We start from the raw sequence: 13,678 nt of genomic DNA on the forward strand, positions 1-13,678 counted from the left end.
GTGGACTGAGCGCTGTGGCTTACGCCACTTGCAGGGTACCCTTGGCACCCATCAACAAATCGATCACCTGCGGCGCAGTGATGATCTCAAAACGCGGATCCATTTGCTCGGCTGTCATGCCGTTGTGGATCATGCACGAGGCGCAAATGGCGATGCGGCCACCTTGCTCGATATAGGTTTTGAGCAGCTCGGGCACGGGCTGGAAAGGCTGGCCAATGTCGAGCCCGTCGGTCGCATTGGGCTTGCCCAGTTCGACGGCTTCGACCATCAGGATGATGCAGCTGCTGTGGCCCTTGGCCAGGGCGTTGACGCCCATGGTGAAAGCGACGGTCACCTTGTTGGGGTTGCTGCGGCCGTCGTAAAGCGTGCTGACGAAATCTGCGGTTTGCATGGGGTTTCCTTTCAAGGGGGGGTGACGGGAGATATGGCTGACCAGGACGGTGCTTGCCAGAGCCAGAGCACGCCAAGCGGGCCCTTGGCAGAAAGCGGCAAGCATGGCGAGATGCATGCCAATCAAAATATATTTTTAAATAATATATTTTTGTATATTGTGTTGCAGCTCCGGCCCGACCGGTGTTGATAAAGCGCAAGGCTTGGGCGCTGCTGGCCGTTCAGCGCATGCGTTGGCCTGGTTCTGCATGGGGCTTGCGCACTGCCGGGGCTGGCACCGCGATAATGCGGCCATGCCTTTTTCGCCTTCCCGCCGCCTGTGCTTGAGCGCTGGTGCCGCCAGCCTGCTGAGCGCCTGTGCTTCCAGCGGGCCCGATCCCTTGCCCGAGCCGCCGCCCGATGCCGAGCTGGCCAGCTTGCCGCTGCGCGTGCTGATGACGCAGGATTTCGCCGAGGCGCACCGCGCCCTGAAAGGCCGGCTGCTGCTACCCATACAGGCGCGCACGGTCTCGGGCAACGGCACGGTGCCGGTGGTCACGCAGCAGTTGGCCGAGCATTTGCAAGAAGGCGCCGCAGCCGATGTGGTGGTGGCCCCGCGCGCGGTGGTGGAGCAACTGCTGGCAAACAGGTTGGTACGGCGCGGCAGCCTGGTGGATCTGCTGCGCACGCCGCTGGTGGCGCTGGTGCAAGCCGGGCGCAGCCTGCCGCCGATGCAGACCGAGGCCGAGCTGCGCGAGCTCTTGCTGCGCACGCCGTCGCTGGCGTACCCCTCGTCTGATGGCAGTGATTTCATCGAGAAAAAGCTGCTGCCGCAATTGGGCATTCAGGCGCAGCTTTTGCCCAAGAGCATCAAGGTGTTCGGCCCGCAGGTATCGCAACTGGTGGCTGCCGGCGAGGCCGAGCTGGGCTTGCAAGCGCTCAGCACTTTGGCGGCCAGCAAAGGCGTGAGCGTGCTGGGCCCTTTGCCCGCGCCCTGGCGTTACGACACCGTGTACACAGCCGCTGCCACCATGCACGGCAACAGCCTGGCCGGTGCCCAGGCGCTGCTGCGCTTTTACCAGCGCGAAACAGCGCAGCACAACTGGGCCGGCAGCGGCTGGGAAGCGGTGGCGCAGCCCGCCCCAAGCGGGCGCTGAGCAGAGCACCTGGCCCAAGCGCGCGCTCCATCGCCAAGTTCGCGCCCACTTGTACAGAGTTGCGCCATTCTGGCAAGCGGATTATTTCAAGATGCGTTGCATTTTTGTTATTGAGTGCGCCAGGGTGTTTCGAAATACTTATCGCACTCGCAGTCGTCATATCTAGGGACTAATGACTTGCGGGTACAAAAGCTATAACAACAGCCGCCATTGACTGTCCCTGTTCACTTGGAACTTGCCACATGACGCCAGAAGCCATTGACTTGGTGCAGAGCAGCTTTGCCAAAGTCAAACCCGTTGCGCCCCAGGCCGGAGCGCTGTTTTACAAAAACCTGTTCAACTTGGCGCCCGAGCTGCGCCCGCTGTTCAAGGCCGACGTCTCCGACCAGGGCCGCAAGCTGATGGACATGCTGGCCATCGCGGTAGGCATGCTGCGCCAGCCCCAGCGTTTGAACGATGCCGTTATGCAGCTGGGGCGCAGGCATGCGGCCTATGGCGTCAAGCAAGAGCATTTCCGCCCGGTGGGCGAAGCCCTGCTGATGACGTTGGAGCAAGGCCTGGGCGATGCCTTCACGCCGCAGGTGCGCTTGGCCTGGCAATCGCTCTACAAGGAGCTGACCGAGGTGATGGGCGAGAGCCTGCGCGAGGAGAACGAGCGCAAGCAAGTGGCCCAGTTGCGCGCGCAGATGGAGCGCAAAAAGCGCGCACTGCCTTGGTGGAAAAGACTGTTCCGCTGGGGTTGAGCGGGCTGATGCGCCCGCCTCGTGTTCAGGCCTGGTTCAGCGCTTTTTGCGTAGCCGGGCGCGCCGCTACGCGGGCGTAGTGCGCGGCCACGCGGGGGAATTCGTTGATATCCACGCCATCGCTCTTGAGCCAGCCGGCCATGGTGAACAGGTAGGGATCGGCCACCGAATACTGCTCGCCCAGCACCCAGGGCTGGTCGCTGAGGTAGTGTTTCTCGATGATGGCAAAGCCGTCGCGCATGTTCTGCGGCACCTTGGCTTGCATGGATTTTTGCGCGGCTTCGTCGTCGGCCCAGCGGCTGGCGCGCGGGCGGTGCGCATGGTTCACATGCACGGTCGATGCGAGGAAGCTGTTGAACTCTTGCAGATGCGCCAGCGCGAACGGGTCGTTCAGCGGTGCCAGCTGCGCCTGCGGATGGGTTTGCGCCACATACAGCAGCAGCGCCAGCGTCTCCGACAGCACACCTTGCGGCGTGACCAGCGCCGGCACGCGGCCCTTGGGGTTGATGGCCAGGTAAGCCGCGCTGCGCTGTTCGCCCTCGGCCATGTTCAGGCGCTTGGCCTCGAAGCTGGCGCCGGCTTCGTGCAGTGCAATCAGCACGGCCTGGGCGCAGGTGCCGGGCGCGTAGTACAGGGTCAGGTTCTGGCTCATCAAACACTCCTATCAAGGTGGATCGTTGGCTGGCGTACTTGCAGGTCGCATACAGCAAGCACCGGCAGCTATGCTTTTGATACTAGCGCAAGCGCTGCAGGGCCGCTGTCGCGCAGTGCACCGCTGGCGCCGTTACCATTGGCCGCAGTATTGCTGAAGATTGCTGGATTCTGCGTTATGGCCAAAGACAAATCGATTTATACCTGCTCCGAGTGCGGCGGCACCAGCCCGCGCTGGCTGGGCAAGTGCCCGTCCTGCGGCGCCTGGAACACCTTGGTGGAGACGGCGAGCGAATCCGCCAGCGGCGGCAAGAACCGCCTGAGCCAGAGCCCGCGCACCGGCTATGCTGGCCAGGCGCAAGCGGTCACGCCGCTGTCGGCGATCGAGGCCAGCGAGGTAGCGCGCACGCCCAGCGGTATTTCCGAGCTGGACCGGGTGCTGGGCGGCGGCATTGTCGAAGGCGGCGTGGTGCTGATCGGTGGCGATCCGGGCATTGGCAAATCCACGCTGTTGCTGCAGGCGGTCGATGCCTTGCAGCGCATTGGTATGCCAGCGCTGTACGTGACGGGCGAGGAGAGCGGCGCTCAGGTAGCACTGCGTTCGCGCCGTTTGGGGCTGGACAACAGCCAGGTGAACGTGCTCAGCGAAATCCAGCTGGAGAAGATTCTGGCCACCTGCGAGAGCACGCAGCCGGCGGTGGTGGTGATCGATTCGATCCAGACCATGTACAGCGACCAGCTCAGCTCCGCGCCCGGCTCGGTGGCGCAGGTGCGCGAATGTGCGGCGCACCTCACGCGCATGGCCAAGAGCACGGGCATCGCAGTGGTGCTGGTGGGCCACGTGACCAAGGAAGGCGCGCTGGCCGGCCCGCGCGTGCTGGAGCACATGGTCGATACCGTGTTGTATTTTGAGGGCGACACGCACAGCAGCTTCCGCCTGGTGCGCGCCATCAAAAACCGCTTTGGCGCGGTCAACGAAATCGGCGTGTTTGCGATGACGGAGAAAGGTCTCAAGGGCGTGAGCAACCCGAGCGCCATTTTTCTCTCGCACCACAGCGATCCGGTGCCGGGCAGCTGCGTGCTGGTCACGCTCGAAGGCTCGCGCCCGCTGCTGGTCGAGATTCAGGCTTTGGTGGACAGCGGCGGCCCGAGCCCGCGCCGCCTCTCGGTGGGCTTGGACCGCGACCGCTTGGCCATGCTGCTGGCCGTGCTCAACCGCCATGCGGGCGTGGCCTGCGCCGACCAGGACGTGTTCGTCAACGCCGTGGGCGGCGTACGCATTGGCGAGCCGGCCGCCGACTTGGCCGTCATGCTGGCCATCACCAGCAGCTTGCGCGGCAAGGCTCTGCCCAAGGGCTTTATCGCCTTTGGCGAAGTGGGCCTGGCTGGCGAGGTGCGCCCCGCCACCCGCGGCCAGGAACGCCTGAAAGAAGCCGCCAAACTGGGCTTTACCGTCGCCGTGGTGCCCAAGGCCAACGCCCCGAAAAAACCGATCGACGGCATCACCATCCACCCGGTGGAACGGGTGGATGAGGCGATCTCGATCGTGCGCGGGCTGGAGTGAGGCGTGCTGGCAGCGGCACTGTTATGCCGCTGTCCGCTCTTAGCTTGCGCGTTTAAGGTGTGCCTGCGTGCGCCACGCTGACCTGGGTGGCCAGCATGCGCGCTTCGCGGGCGGCTTTACGCTTGCCTTCGTCCCAGTCAGGCGCGGCGCACAGGAACAGCGTTTTGCCATCGGTGCCACCGAGCGCCACGGCAAAGATGCCTTCGGGATCGGTGTCTACGGTTTCCAGGATCTGGCCGCCCTCGGCGATGCGCACGGCGCGGCGGTTCAAGGTGTCGGCAAACCACACTGCGCCGTCGGCATCGAGCGCCAAACCGTCGGGAATGATGCGTGCCTGGCCCAGGCGTTTGGCCAGATCGGGTTCGTCGCCGAGCTCGCCAAAATTGGCAAAATCGCGGCGTGGGCCCAGCGTGCCGTCGGGCAGGATGTCGAACTGCGAGATACGGTTGCCAAACAGCTCGTTGATGATGAGTTTTTTCCCGTCGGGGCTGATCACGGTGCCATTGGGAAAGCACAGGTCTTCGGCCACGATTTGCGCGCTGCCGTCAGGCCGCACGAGGATCAGGCCCGTGCTCTGGTAGGGCGCGCCGCCCATCAGGTCAAAGCCGAAGTTGCCGACGTAGGCATTGCCGTTGGGCGCTACCACCATGTCGTTGGCATGCCCGCCGCACAGATCCCAGAGCTCGGCGTGGGTGACTACGCTGCCGTCGGCCTCCTGGCGCAAAACCTTGCGATCTTTCATCGACACCACCAGCATGCGGCCATCGGGCAGCCAGCCCAGCCCCGATGGCTGGTGCTCGACATGCAGCACTTTCTCGGCCTGGCCTTGCGCGTTGACGCGGTAAACACCGTTGGTGTAGAAGTCCACAAACCAGAGCGCACCCTGGTGCCAGCGCGGGCCTTCGAGGTAGGTCAGCCCGTCGGCTATCACGGTCATGCTGCGTTGGGTCATGTCTTGTCTCCTGTTGTAGTGAAAAGGAATGGCGGGCGGAAAGGGCCTACACCAAACGCCCTTGCGGCCACAGATGCGCCGGGTCGTTGTAGCCGGGCGTTGACGGGTGGCCGGGGCTGACGAGGCCGTTGATCAGACGCTCGTCTTCCACCGTCACCGTGTAGTCCAGCGCGGGCAGGTAGTCTTGCCATTGCTGCAAGGTGCGCGGGCCGGCGATGACCGAGCTGATGGCTTTGTGCGCCAGCACCCAGGCGGTGGCAAATTGCGCGGCGCTGATGCCTTGCTGCTGCGCGTGTTGCTGCACTTGCTGGGCGATGACGAGTGATTCGGGGCGGAACTCGGTTTGCAGAATGCGGGCGTCGTTGCGGCCAGCGCGGCTGTCCTTTGGCGGCTCCATGCCGGGCTGGTATTTGCCGCTGAGTACGCCGCGCGCGATCGGGCTGAAGGGGACCACGCCAATGCCGTAGTGCGCGCAGGCGGGCAGGATGTCGGTCTCCGGCCCGCGGTTGAGCAGGTTGTAATAGGGCTGGCACACCACGGGCGGCGGCAGGCCAATTTGGCGGGCGATGTACACCGCTTCGGCAATGCGCCAGCCGCGGAAGTTGGAGATGCCCCAGTACAGAATTTTGCCGCTGTCCATCAGGTGTTTGAGCGCGCAGAGCGGCTCTTCCAGCCGCAGGTCGACGCGGTCACGGTGCAGGTAGAGGATGTCGATGCGGTCGGTCTGCAGGCGCTGCAGGCTGGCTTCCACTTCGCGCAGCATCCAGGCGCGCGAGTAGTAGCCCTGGTTGGGTTTGTCGCCCATCATGTTGCCGAGCTTGGTGGCCAGCACCCAGTCGTCGCGCTGGCCTTGCAACAGGCGGCCCACCATGGCTTCGGAGGCGCCTTTGCTGTAGATGTCGGCCGTGTCGATGAAGTTGACGCCGCGCTCATGTGCATCGGCGACGATGGCGGCCGCCTCTTTTTCTTCGGTCTGGTCGGCAAACATCATAGTGCCCAGGCACAGGGCAGAGACTTTGAGCGGGCTGGCGCCCAGTTGGCGGTAAAGCATGGGGACTCCTGGTGGCAGAGAGTCCCATGCTAGGGCCTGGCCGCAGTGCTGTCAGTCGCCTGCGGCTGGCAGGCGGGCTTTCAGTCGAGGCCGCTGTCGTCGTCGCTCGTGTCTTCTTCTTCGTCTTTTTCGCGCTGGCTGCGGGTTTGCAGCTGCTCGCGCAGGCTGGTGGTGCTGCCGATAAAGCGATCGACCGGCACCGCAGGCGCCATGCGCCACTGCGGCGGCAGCAGGTTCGACATGTAGAGCTCGTCGCCCAAACGCTTTTGCGATTGCCATTGCAGGCCGAGCTTGGCGCCCAGGCCCAGCACCAGCAGGCTGAACACGGCCACGCCCAGCGTGCGGCCGCTGACCAAGGTGGCAGCGCGCAGATGGAACCACAGCACCACCGCGAACATGGCGATGGTGAGCAGCGAATCAAAACGTGAGAGCAGCGGCAGCGAGAAAGCAAAGGCTGCGCCGTTGAGCAATTGCTCGATCACCGACATCAGCACCATGCCCACCGTGGCAATGCAGACATGGCGCCAGAAAGCGGTGGCACCGGTGAAGAGCTTGCTCATCAGCGCCCAGACCAGCGACCAGGCCAGCAGCCCGCCAAACAGGCCCAGCAGCATGGGCGGCAGCTGGCGTGCCAGCGCGCCGGTTTCGGTGGCGCCCAGCCAGGTTTGCAGTGCGGCCACCAAAGCCAGCGCCACCAAGGCCAGGCCGGTGAGCACGCCTTGGGCGCGCGAGAAGGGCCGCCAGCGTTGGGTGGCGGGTAGCGGCTCGGTGCTGGTGCGCAGTGCCAGTTGCACGCCCCGGCCCAGCGTCAGGCGCAGGCCCGGCGTCCAGCGAAAGCGCTCGCCTGCGCGGTAGTGGCGCTTGCCCAGCCAGACGCCGTTGATGCTGTCGAGCACCTCCACTTCATACGCATCGGCGCCGCTGCGGTGCAGGCGCACATGCTCGGGCGCGATGCTGGCATCGGTCAGCACCAGGTCGGCCGTGGCGGCGCGGCCAATGGTGCAGGGCCAGGCAAAAACCGGCAGCGCCAAGGCCAGGCGGTGGCCGCGCTCGTACAGTTCCAGCACGGCGCCTTCGGGCGGTTTTTCGGGGGCCGGATGCGCGGCTGGCGCGGCATCGATTGCGGCCATTTCGGTGTCGGGCGCGACTTCGGTCAGCTCGGGGTAGTCTTGGGCAGTCATCGCGCGGCCTCGCTGGAGAATCCTTGCAGGAAATGGCTGGCCAGGCGCTGGGCATTGTCAAAGCTGACAGCGCTGACGTTGAGCCGCCCGAGCACGCCCTGGCGCGGCTGGTCGACCGAGACGGCGAGCACCGTCAGGTCGTACAGGCCGCTGAACTTGCGGTAGGCCGAGAGGCAGACCACGGCACGCAGCGGCAGCTTGGCGTCGCCGGAGACAAAATCTTCGCGGCACTCAAAGCCGGTGCGCACGCGGTTGCCGCGCTTGCGCATGGGTTCGTTGGTAAAGCTCTGGCTGTAGGTGTTGGCGAACTGCCAGGGGTTCAGGCGCGGTGCGTCGTAGGCTTCGTAGCGCATGCCCAGGCCGCCGACATCGCCGTCGCCGGTGAAGACTTCGCTGTCGATGCGGCACTGGCTGCGCTCAAAGTCGAACAGCGATTCGCTGCGCCGCTCGCGGCCATCGCCCCAGCAGCGCGCCAGGGTTTCGGACGGCACGGGCACGCGGTACGGGCCGTAGCGCTCGGTGCGCGCCTGGCCGCTGAGCAGGCGGTCGCTCAGCGCTTGCTGGTGGCCCATGAGCTGGCGCGTGATTTCGGCATGCAGCGCACCTTTGACGGGCTCGGCCTTGCGGCTGCGCTCCAGCAACTGGGCGACAAATTCCACCGGCACCAGAAAGCTCACCTGCTCGGCGCCCAAGCGCTTGGCCACGTTGACGCCGACCACGCGGCCCTGCGTGTCGATGGCCGGGCCGCCGCTCATGCCGGGGTTGAGCGTGCCGCCAAAGAAGATGCGCGGGTAGAAGCTGCGCTGCACCAGGCCGTTGTAGGTGCCTTCGGTGATGGCAAAGCCCACGTCGAGCGGGTTGCCGAGCGAGAAGATGCGTTCGCCACCGTTGAGCGGCTTGTCCTGCGGGCGCAGCGGCAGGGCGCTGTAGCTGGTGGCGGTGGCGTTTTGGCCGTCGGCCGGCGCTACGCGCAGCAAGGCCAGATCGTGCAGCACATCAACGGCCAGCAGGCTGACCGGCGCTTCTTTGCCATCGACCGATACCAGCACGGCGCGGTGGCGCTCGGGCTCCAGCGCGAGCTGGCTGATGACGTGGTAATTGGTGATGAGCAGACCGTCGGCAGAGACGTAAAAGCCCGAGCCGGTACTGCTTTGCGTGTTGGTTTGGCGGCGCAGCGTGCGGATCTGCACCAGTTTGTCGCGCGCCGCCAGATAGGCTTGTTGCGCGTCGGGCGAGGGCGGCGGCAGCGGTGCATCGGCCGCGGGTTTGCTGGCGGTCGGGGCGTTGGGCTCGTTAGCCGGCGTTGCAGGCGTCAAGGTGTTGGCGGAGGTAGGCGTTGCCAGCGTGCCTGCGGCTTCGCCGCTGGCAGGGGCCACAGGCTCGGCCAGCGTCGGGCCGGCCAGCAGCAGCGCCAGGCTGGCTGCGCCAGCGCGTTGCCACAGCGGGGAGCGATGGAGGAGAGAGGTCATCGTCATCAAGGGCGTTCCCAATCGGCAATCGGTCCATCGACCAGCTGCATCAGTGGATGGCATGCGGGCTGCGCGGTGCTGCGCCATTGCTCCCACAGGGCGGGGTTGCGGGTCTGCAGTTTGCGCAGCAGGTGTTCCCATTCGTAAGCGAGCTGGCCGCTGCTCACTTGGATCGTGGCAACCGGCTCCAGCGTACCGAGTTTGCTGCCGTCAAACCGGTAGCCGCGCTCGGTGGCGTGCTGTTGCACGGCCCACAGATAGGCATCGATGGCAGCCTGCGGCGCGGCATGGGCCTTGAAGCGCTCGAGCTGCGGATGCTGGCGGTAGCCCTTGGTCAGGCCGTGCAGCACATGGCGGGCCAGCAGGCCTTCGCGCCACAGCGCGACCAAGCCTTGGGGATCGAGATATTGGGGGTGCAAAGACCAAAGACGCATGCGTGCATGCTATCAAAACCAAAGTGCCAATGCAGCAACAACGAACGTTGGCGGCCTGAGTGGCGGCGGGGCAACGCTCAGTGGCGCAGGCCGGAGTGCTGGTAGGCGTCGACCACGCCGCGGCCTATGGCTTCGCTGATCATGTTGCCCAGGCCGCTCCAGGCGATCTGTATGCCCAGGCACAGCAGGATGAAGGCGGAGATGCGCAGAAACACGATGGTGCCGGTCTCGCCCAGCGGTTTGAGCAGTTTGTCGGCATAGCGGTTGCAGACCAGCAACACGATGCCCACGACGATGCTGCCCACCGCCGCGCCCACCACGTTGACGATGGTGAGTGCCGGCGAATGGCGGTCGAGCAGGCTGACACCGATGGTGATGGTAGCGGCCAGGCTGCCGGGCCCGTAGGTGAGCGGGAAAGTGAGCGGGTAGAAGGCGCGGCGTCGTGCCATCTCGGGCGTGAAAGCCTCGGCCAGCTTTTCGGTGCGGCCCTCCGAGGAGTTGGTGTTGATCATGTTCCAGCCGATCACCGCTACCAGCAGGCCACCGCCCAGGCGCACGATGTCGATCGACAGGCCGAACATGTCGAGCAGGTACGAGCCCACCAGCATGAAGAAGATGGTCAGCAAGGTCACATTGATGGCAATGCGCGTGGCAATGGCGCGCCGGGTTTCCTTGGACGCGCCTTCGGTGAGCGTCAAAAAGATGGCAGAGACGCTGACCGGGTTCAGGATCGGCAGCATGGTGGCCAGCACCAGCAGAAAACTCTTGCTGAAAGCGGCAAAGGCGGCGGCAAAACTCAGGGACATGGCAGTAGCACTCAAAAGCAGTAGCGCGCAAGCATGCCAGCCAAAGCCGCCCAGCGCCAGAGGCCGCCTGGCTTTGTAAGGGCAAACCGGGAGGCACCAGCCTGGCAGAAATTGGCCCCTGGCCGCCGGGGGCCGCTGCGCCACAGTGGACAATACGCGCCATGAACTGGAGAAACATACTCATCCCCATTGGCTTGCTGGTGTTGCTGGGGGCTGCTTACCAAAATTACAAATGGATGGGCGTGGCCGCCGTGGGTGGCGGCATTGTGATGTGGCTGATGCTGCACTTCACGCGCCTGATGACGGTGATGAAGCGCGCCTCCGAGCGCCCGCTGGGCTATGTGGCCAGCGCCGTCATGCTCAACGCCAAGCTCAAACCGCAGGTGCCGCTGGTGCATGTGGTGGCAATGACACGCTCGCTGGGCCTGCGCCAGTCCAAAGAGCTGGAGCAGCCCGAAGTGTTTGTCTGGCGCGACAACACCGACTCCAGCGTGACCTGCGAGTTTCTCAACGGCCGCTTGCAGAAGTGGACACTGCAACGCCCCGAGGCCGCAGCCGAGCCCGCGCCAGCGTCTACCCAGTTGCCCCGCTGACGGCACTCCGGGCCCGGCCTGTTTGTAACAAACGCGCTGACCGGGGCGGTTTTGGGCGCTTTACAGGCACGAAAGGGCGGCTAATTCTGCCCGGGTCGCTGTGAATATTCTGTCAAGCAGGCCTCTCACACGTAAAATCACTGCCGCAATAGGCGGGCAGGGCTGGGCAAAAGCCGGTTGCCTGGCGCATACAGAACCCATCGAAAGCCGGCTGGCGCAAGCAGCGCCGGCGGCACAGGAAAGTTGAATCACCATGACGCAGGCAGTTGTAGAGTTGCTGGCCAAAGACCTGAACGCGCAAGGCGGCGTGTTCTGCCCCAATCCCAAGGCAGATATGAAACTGTGGAGCGGCCACCCGCGCGTCTTCCTCGACGTGGGCCACAGCGGCGAAGCCAAGTGCCCTTACTGCGGCACGGTCTACCGACTCAAAGCGGGCGAAACCTTCTCTGGTGGCCATTGAGTGAATAAATCCCCATTGGGCGGTGCTGCAGCTGCTTCGCGCAAGCTGTCGCTGACCATTGGCATCCTGACGCTCAATGAAGAAGACAACATCGAGGACTGCATCCGCAGCGCCTCGTTTGCTGACCAGGTGATCGTGGTGGACAGCGGCAGCACGGACCGCACCACCGCCATCGCCTGCGATCTGGGGGCCCAGGTCTTCCGTTATGACGACTGGCAAGGCTTTGCCCTGCAGCGCAACCGCCTGCTGGCGCATGCCCGGGGCGACTACGTGTTCTTCCTGGATGCCGATGAGACCATCTCGCCGGAGTTCCGCGACGAGCTGCTGTCCATTGTGCAGTCAGGCGAGGAAGCCATCTGGATGGTGCGTTGGCGCATGGTGGCCTTTGGCAAAGAGCTCAAGTACCTGCGCTCTACCGCCAAGGTCGAGCGCCTGTTTTGGCGCGGCCTGCTGCGCGAGTACACCGGCGTGGTGCACGAGGAAGCGCAGTTGCTGCGTGAGGACGTGCCGCGCCACCTGATGGAGACGCCGCTGCTGCACCATTCGCGCAGCACCGTGCATTCCAGCCTGGAAAAGCTCACCCAGTACGCCATGCTCGGCGCGGCCAAGCGGGCTGCCGAAGGTGCGCGCGGTGGTATTTTGCGCGGCATGGCGGCATCATTGGCCATGTTTGTACGTCTTTACTTTTTTCATTTCGGCTTTCTGGGCGGCGGTGCGGGCTTTTTGTACTGCCTGTTTGTCGCGCTCGAGAGCTTTTTCCGCTACGCCGCCCTGGCCTATGACCGCCCTCATCTGAGCGGAGACGTGCGCAGATGAGCGCGCTTGCGCCGCAAGCCGCATCGCCGCTGGCGCTGCGTGTCAGCCAATTGGCGGCCTTTCTGGTGCCTGGCGTGGCGCTGAGCCTGCCCTCGGGCTACTCGGTGGGCGCTGCGGTGTTGGCGCTCGCTTCCCTGGTTTTTGTGCGCCAGTGGTGGAGCCAGCCCTGGGACAAGCGCGCTGTGGCTTGCGGCGCGTTGCTGGCGGTGATGGGCCTGCTGTGGACCTTCAGCTTTGACGGCCTGGCCCTGCGCCCGCGCGGCGACCAACTCTACAAATACCTGTTCGCGGTGGCCGCACTGGGCTTTTTGCAAGCCTGCGCGCCCAAGGTGCGGCCTTTGGGCTGGGGCATGCTGGCCGGCGCTCTGGGTGCGGGCCTGGTGGCTTGTTACCAGATGGGCTGGACCATGGCCTACCGCGCCAACGGTTTTACCAATGCCATCCAGTTCAGCGGGCTGGCGCTGTTTTTGGCGCTGGGCTGCTGCTTTGGTGTGCTGCTGCTGTGGCGCTCGCTCGCGGGCTGGCAGCGGGCTTTGGGCTTGGTGTGCAGCCTGTTCGGGCTGCTGGCGGTGATCTTGTCGGACACGCGCGGCAGCTGGATCGTGCTGCCCGGCGTCTTGCTGGTCGGCGCAGTGCTGTTGTGGCGCTGCGGCCTGCGCAAACCCGTGGGCCTGGGCCTGGTAGCGGCCACCATCGGTATCGGTGGTTTGCTGGTTTTCAAGGGCGACGAAATGGCACGGCGCTACACCACGGCGGTCACCGAGGTAGAGCAGTACCAGCAGCAGCACCAGGGCGCGGCACAAACCTCGGTGGGCCAGCGCCTGGCGCATTGGCAACTGGCCTGGGACATGGGCTGGGCCCGGCCACTGACCGGCTGGGGCCTGCAAGGCTATGCGGACGAGAAAGCGCGCCGCGTGCAAGCAGGCGAAGTGAGCGCTTCGGTGCTCGATTACGACCATGCCCACAACGAGTTGCTCGACATGTTCGCCAAGCGCGGTCTGCTGGGCGTGGTGCTGTTGCTGGCCTTTTATGCCGTGCCACTGCTGATCTTCTGGCCTACACGGCGGCGCATGGCGCAGTGCGCTGGCGCCCCGATGGACCGGCAGATTTTGTACCTGCGCATGCTGGGCATGATGCTGCCGCTGTGCTACCTGGGCTTTGGCCTGACCCAGGTGTTTTTTGCCCATAACAGTGGGCACCTGTTTTATGTTTACATGCTGGTGCTGTTGTTGGGGGCCTTGATTGGGCGAGAGCGGGCGCTGATTGCTGCTCAGCGTTAGCGAGTTGAGCTGCTCGCTGGAAGGCTTGTTTTTCTAACTGGCGTTGTGCTGCTTGCATGCTGCAGCTGGCCGGGTTCGCCCCGGCAGGCGACCTCCCTTTTTGCCCAGCCAAAAAGGGAGGCGAAAAATCTGCCCCACATCCAGCGTCCCCG

At 64.7% G+C, this 13,678-nt stretch carries 15 protein-coding genes; 7 read left to right on the plus strand and 8 right to left on the minus strand.

The features are described 5' to 3' along the window. Positions 1 to 19: 19 nt before the first annotated feature. Positions 20 to 391, minus strand: a complete 372-nt coding sequence (locus tag ACFIQF_RS22085; protein ID WP_393945813.1) for a DsrE family protein — start codon at positions 389 to 391, stop codon at positions 20 to 22. A 292-nt stretch (positions 392 to 683) separates the two neighbouring features. Here ACFIQF_RS22085 and ACFIQF_RS22090 point away from each other — a divergent pair, with 292 nt between their 5' ends. Together ACFIQF_RS22090 and ACFIQF_RS22095 are read left to right on the plus strand one after the other, a co-directional pair. Next, positions 684 to 1,526, plus strand: coding sequence for a substrate-binding domain-containing protein (locus ACFIQF_RS22090; RefSeq protein ID WP_393945814.1), 843 nt, complete (start codon positions 684 to 686; stop codon positions 1,524 to 1,526). 242 nt (positions 1,527 to 1,768) lie between these two features. Beyond that, the gene (locus tag ACFIQF_RS22095; RefSeq protein WP_393945815.1) at positions 1,769 to 2,269 is read left to right on the plus strand and encodes a globin family protein; all 501 of its coding nucleotides are present in this window, start codon (positions 1,769 to 1,771) and stop codon (positions 2,267 to 2,269) included. Between the two features lie 25 nt (positions 2,270 to 2,294). Here the strand turns inward: ACFIQF_RS22095 and ACFIQF_RS22100 are convergent, their stop codons facing one another. Further along, positions 2,295 to 2,921 (minus strand): glutathione S-transferase family protein, encoded by a 627-nt coding sequence (locus tag ACFIQF_RS22100; RefSeq protein WP_393945817.1) that lies wholly within the window; start codon positions 2,919 to 2,921, stop codon positions 2,295 to 2,297. Positions 2,922 to 3,098: 177 nt separating this feature from the next. Between ACFIQF_RS22100 and radA the strand changes: the two genes are divergently transcribed. After that, positions 3,099 to 4,484 (plus strand): DNA repair protein RadA, encoded by a 1,386-nt coding sequence (gene radA / locus ACFIQF_RS22105; protein WP_393945818.1) that lies wholly within the window; start codon positions 3,099 to 3,101, stop codon positions 4,482 to 4,484. 52 nt (positions 4,485 to 4,536) lie between these two features. Here the strand turns inward: radA and ACFIQF_RS22110 are convergent, their stop codons facing one another. From ACFIQF_RS22110 to ACFIQF_RS22135, 6 genes are all read right to left on the minus strand, one after another. After that, the gene (locus ACFIQF_RS22110; protein ID WP_393945819.1) at positions 4,537 to 5,436 is read right to left on the minus strand and encodes an SMP-30/gluconolactonase/LRE family protein; all 900 of its coding nucleotides are present in this window, start codon (positions 5,434 to 5,436) and stop codon (positions 4,537 to 4,539) included. Between the two features lie 46 nt (positions 5,437 to 5,482). Continuing rightward, positions 5,483 to 6,487 (minus strand): aldo/keto reductase, encoded by a 1,005-nt coding sequence (locus ACFIQF_RS22115; RefSeq protein ID WP_393945820.1) that lies wholly within the window; start codon positions 6,485 to 6,487, stop codon positions 5,483 to 5,485. A gap of 80 nt (positions 6,488 to 6,567) precedes the next feature. After that, entirely contained in the window at positions 6,568 to 7,668 is a 1,101-nt protein-coding gene (locus tag ACFIQF_RS22120) for an FHA domain-containing protein (protein ID WP_393945821.1), read from the minus strand. After that, entirely contained in the window at positions 7,665 to 9,137 is a 1,473-nt protein-coding gene (locus ACFIQF_RS22125) for a S1 family peptidase (RefSeq protein WP_393945822.1), read from the minus strand. Before ACFIQF_RS22125 ends, ACFIQF_RS22120 begins: the two co-directional genes overlap by 4 nt. A gap of 5 nt (positions 9,138 to 9,142) precedes the next feature. Continuing rightward, a complete protein-coding gene (locus ACFIQF_RS22130) occupies positions 9,143 to 9,571 on the minus strand; it encodes a pyrimidine dimer DNA glycosylase/endonuclease V (RefSeq protein ID WP_393945823.1) in 429 nt (142 codons plus the stop codon). Positions 9,572 to 9,648: 77 nt separating this feature from the next. Further along, a complete protein-coding gene (locus ACFIQF_RS22135; RefSeq protein ID WP_393945824.1) occupies positions 9,649 to 10,377 on the minus strand; it encodes a MarC family protein in 729 nt (242 codons plus the stop codon). Between the two features lie 161 nt (positions 10,378 to 10,538). Between ACFIQF_RS22135 and ACFIQF_RS22140 the strand changes: the two genes are divergently transcribed. From ACFIQF_RS22140 to ACFIQF_RS22155, 4 genes are all read left to right on the plus strand, one after another. Next, the gene (locus tag ACFIQF_RS22140; RefSeq protein ID WP_393945825.1) at positions 10,539 to 10,970 is read left to right on the plus strand and encodes a glycerate kinase; all 432 of its coding nucleotides are present in this window, start codon (positions 10,539 to 10,541) and stop codon (positions 10,968 to 10,970) included. Positions 10,971 to 11,223: 253 nt separating this feature from the next. Further along, complete coding sequence (locus tag ACFIQF_RS22145; protein WP_393945826.1) at positions 11,224 to 11,430, plus strand: zinc-finger domain-containing protein; 207 nt, start codon at positions 11,224 to 11,226, stop codon at positions 11,428 to 11,430. Then, the gene (locus ACFIQF_RS22150; protein WP_393945827.1) at positions 11,431 to 12,246 is read left to right on the plus strand and encodes a glycosyltransferase family 2 protein; all 816 of its coding nucleotides are present in this window, start codon (positions 11,431 to 11,433) and stop codon (positions 12,244 to 12,246) included. After that, positions 12,243 to 13,526 carry an O-antigen ligase family protein gene (locus tag ACFIQF_RS22155; protein WP_393945828.1) on the plus strand — a complete coding sequence of 428 codons (1,284 nt, stop codon included), beginning with the start codon at positions 12,243 to 12,245 and terminating at the stop codon, positions 13,524 to 13,526. Before ACFIQF_RS22150 ends, ACFIQF_RS22155 begins: the two co-directional genes overlap by 4 nt. Positions 13,527 to 13,678 lie beyond the last annotated feature (152 nt).

The organism is Comamonas trifloxystrobinivorans (genome assembly GCF_043359985.1).
In the GTDB taxonomy this organism is placed as follows: Bacteria; Pseudomonadota; Gammaproteobacteria; order Burkholderiales; family Burkholderiaceae_C; genus Comamonas; species Comamonas trifloxystrobinivorans.

Coding starts and splice junctions, on each gene's coding strand:
- ACFIQF_RS22085 (WP_393945813.1), bottom strand. CDS start 391: ATGCAAACCGCAGATTTCGTCAGCACGCTTTACGACGGCCGCAGCAAC.
- ACFIQF_RS22090 (WP_393945814.1), top strand. CDS start 684: ATGCCTTTTTCGCCTTCCCGCCGCCTGTGCTTGAGCGCTGGTGCCGCC.
- ACFIQF_RS22095 (WP_393945815.1), top strand. CDS start 1,769: ATGACGCCAGAAGCCATTGACTTGGTGCAGAGCAGCTTTGCCAAAGTC.
- ACFIQF_RS22100 (WP_393945817.1), bottom strand. CDS start 2,921: ATGAGCCAGAACCTGACCCTGTACTACGCGCCCGGCACCTGCGCCCAG.
- radA (WP_393945818.1), top strand. CDS start 3,099: ATGGCCAAAGACAAATCGATTTATACCTGCTCCGAGTGCGGCGGCACC.
- ACFIQF_RS22110 (WP_393945819.1), bottom strand. CDS start 5,436: ATGACCCAACGCAGCATGACCGTGATAGCCGACGGGCTGACCTACCTC.
- ACFIQF_RS22115 (WP_393945820.1), bottom strand. CDS start 6,487: ATGCTTTACCGCCAACTGGGCGCCAGCCCGCTCAAAGTCTCTGCCCTG.
- ACFIQF_RS22120 (WP_393945821.1), bottom strand. CDS start 7,668: ATGACTGCCCAAGACTACCCCGAGCTGACCGAAGTCGCGCCCGACACC.
- ACFIQF_RS22125 (WP_393945822.1), bottom strand. CDS start 9,137: ATGACCTCTCTCCTCCATCGCTCCCCGCTGTGGCAACGCGCTGGCGCA.
- ACFIQF_RS22130 (WP_393945823.1), bottom strand. CDS start 9,571: ATGCGTCTTTGGTCTTTGCACCCCCAATATCTCGATCCCCAAGGCTTG.
- ACFIQF_RS22135 (WP_393945824.1), bottom strand. CDS start 10,377: ATGTCCCTGAGTTTTGCCGCCGCCTTTGCCGCTTTCAGCAAGAGTTTT.
- ACFIQF_RS22140 (WP_393945825.1), top strand. CDS start 10,539: ATGAACTGGAGAAACATACTCATCCCCATTGGCTTGCTGGTGTTGCTG.
- ACFIQF_RS22145 (WP_393945826.1), top strand. CDS start 11,224: ATGACGCAGGCAGTTGTAGAGTTGCTGGCCAAAGACCTGAACGCGCAA.
- ACFIQF_RS22155 (WP_393945828.1), top strand. CDS start 12,243: ATGAGCGCGCTTGCGCCGCAAGCCGCATCGCCGCTGGCGCTGCGTGTC.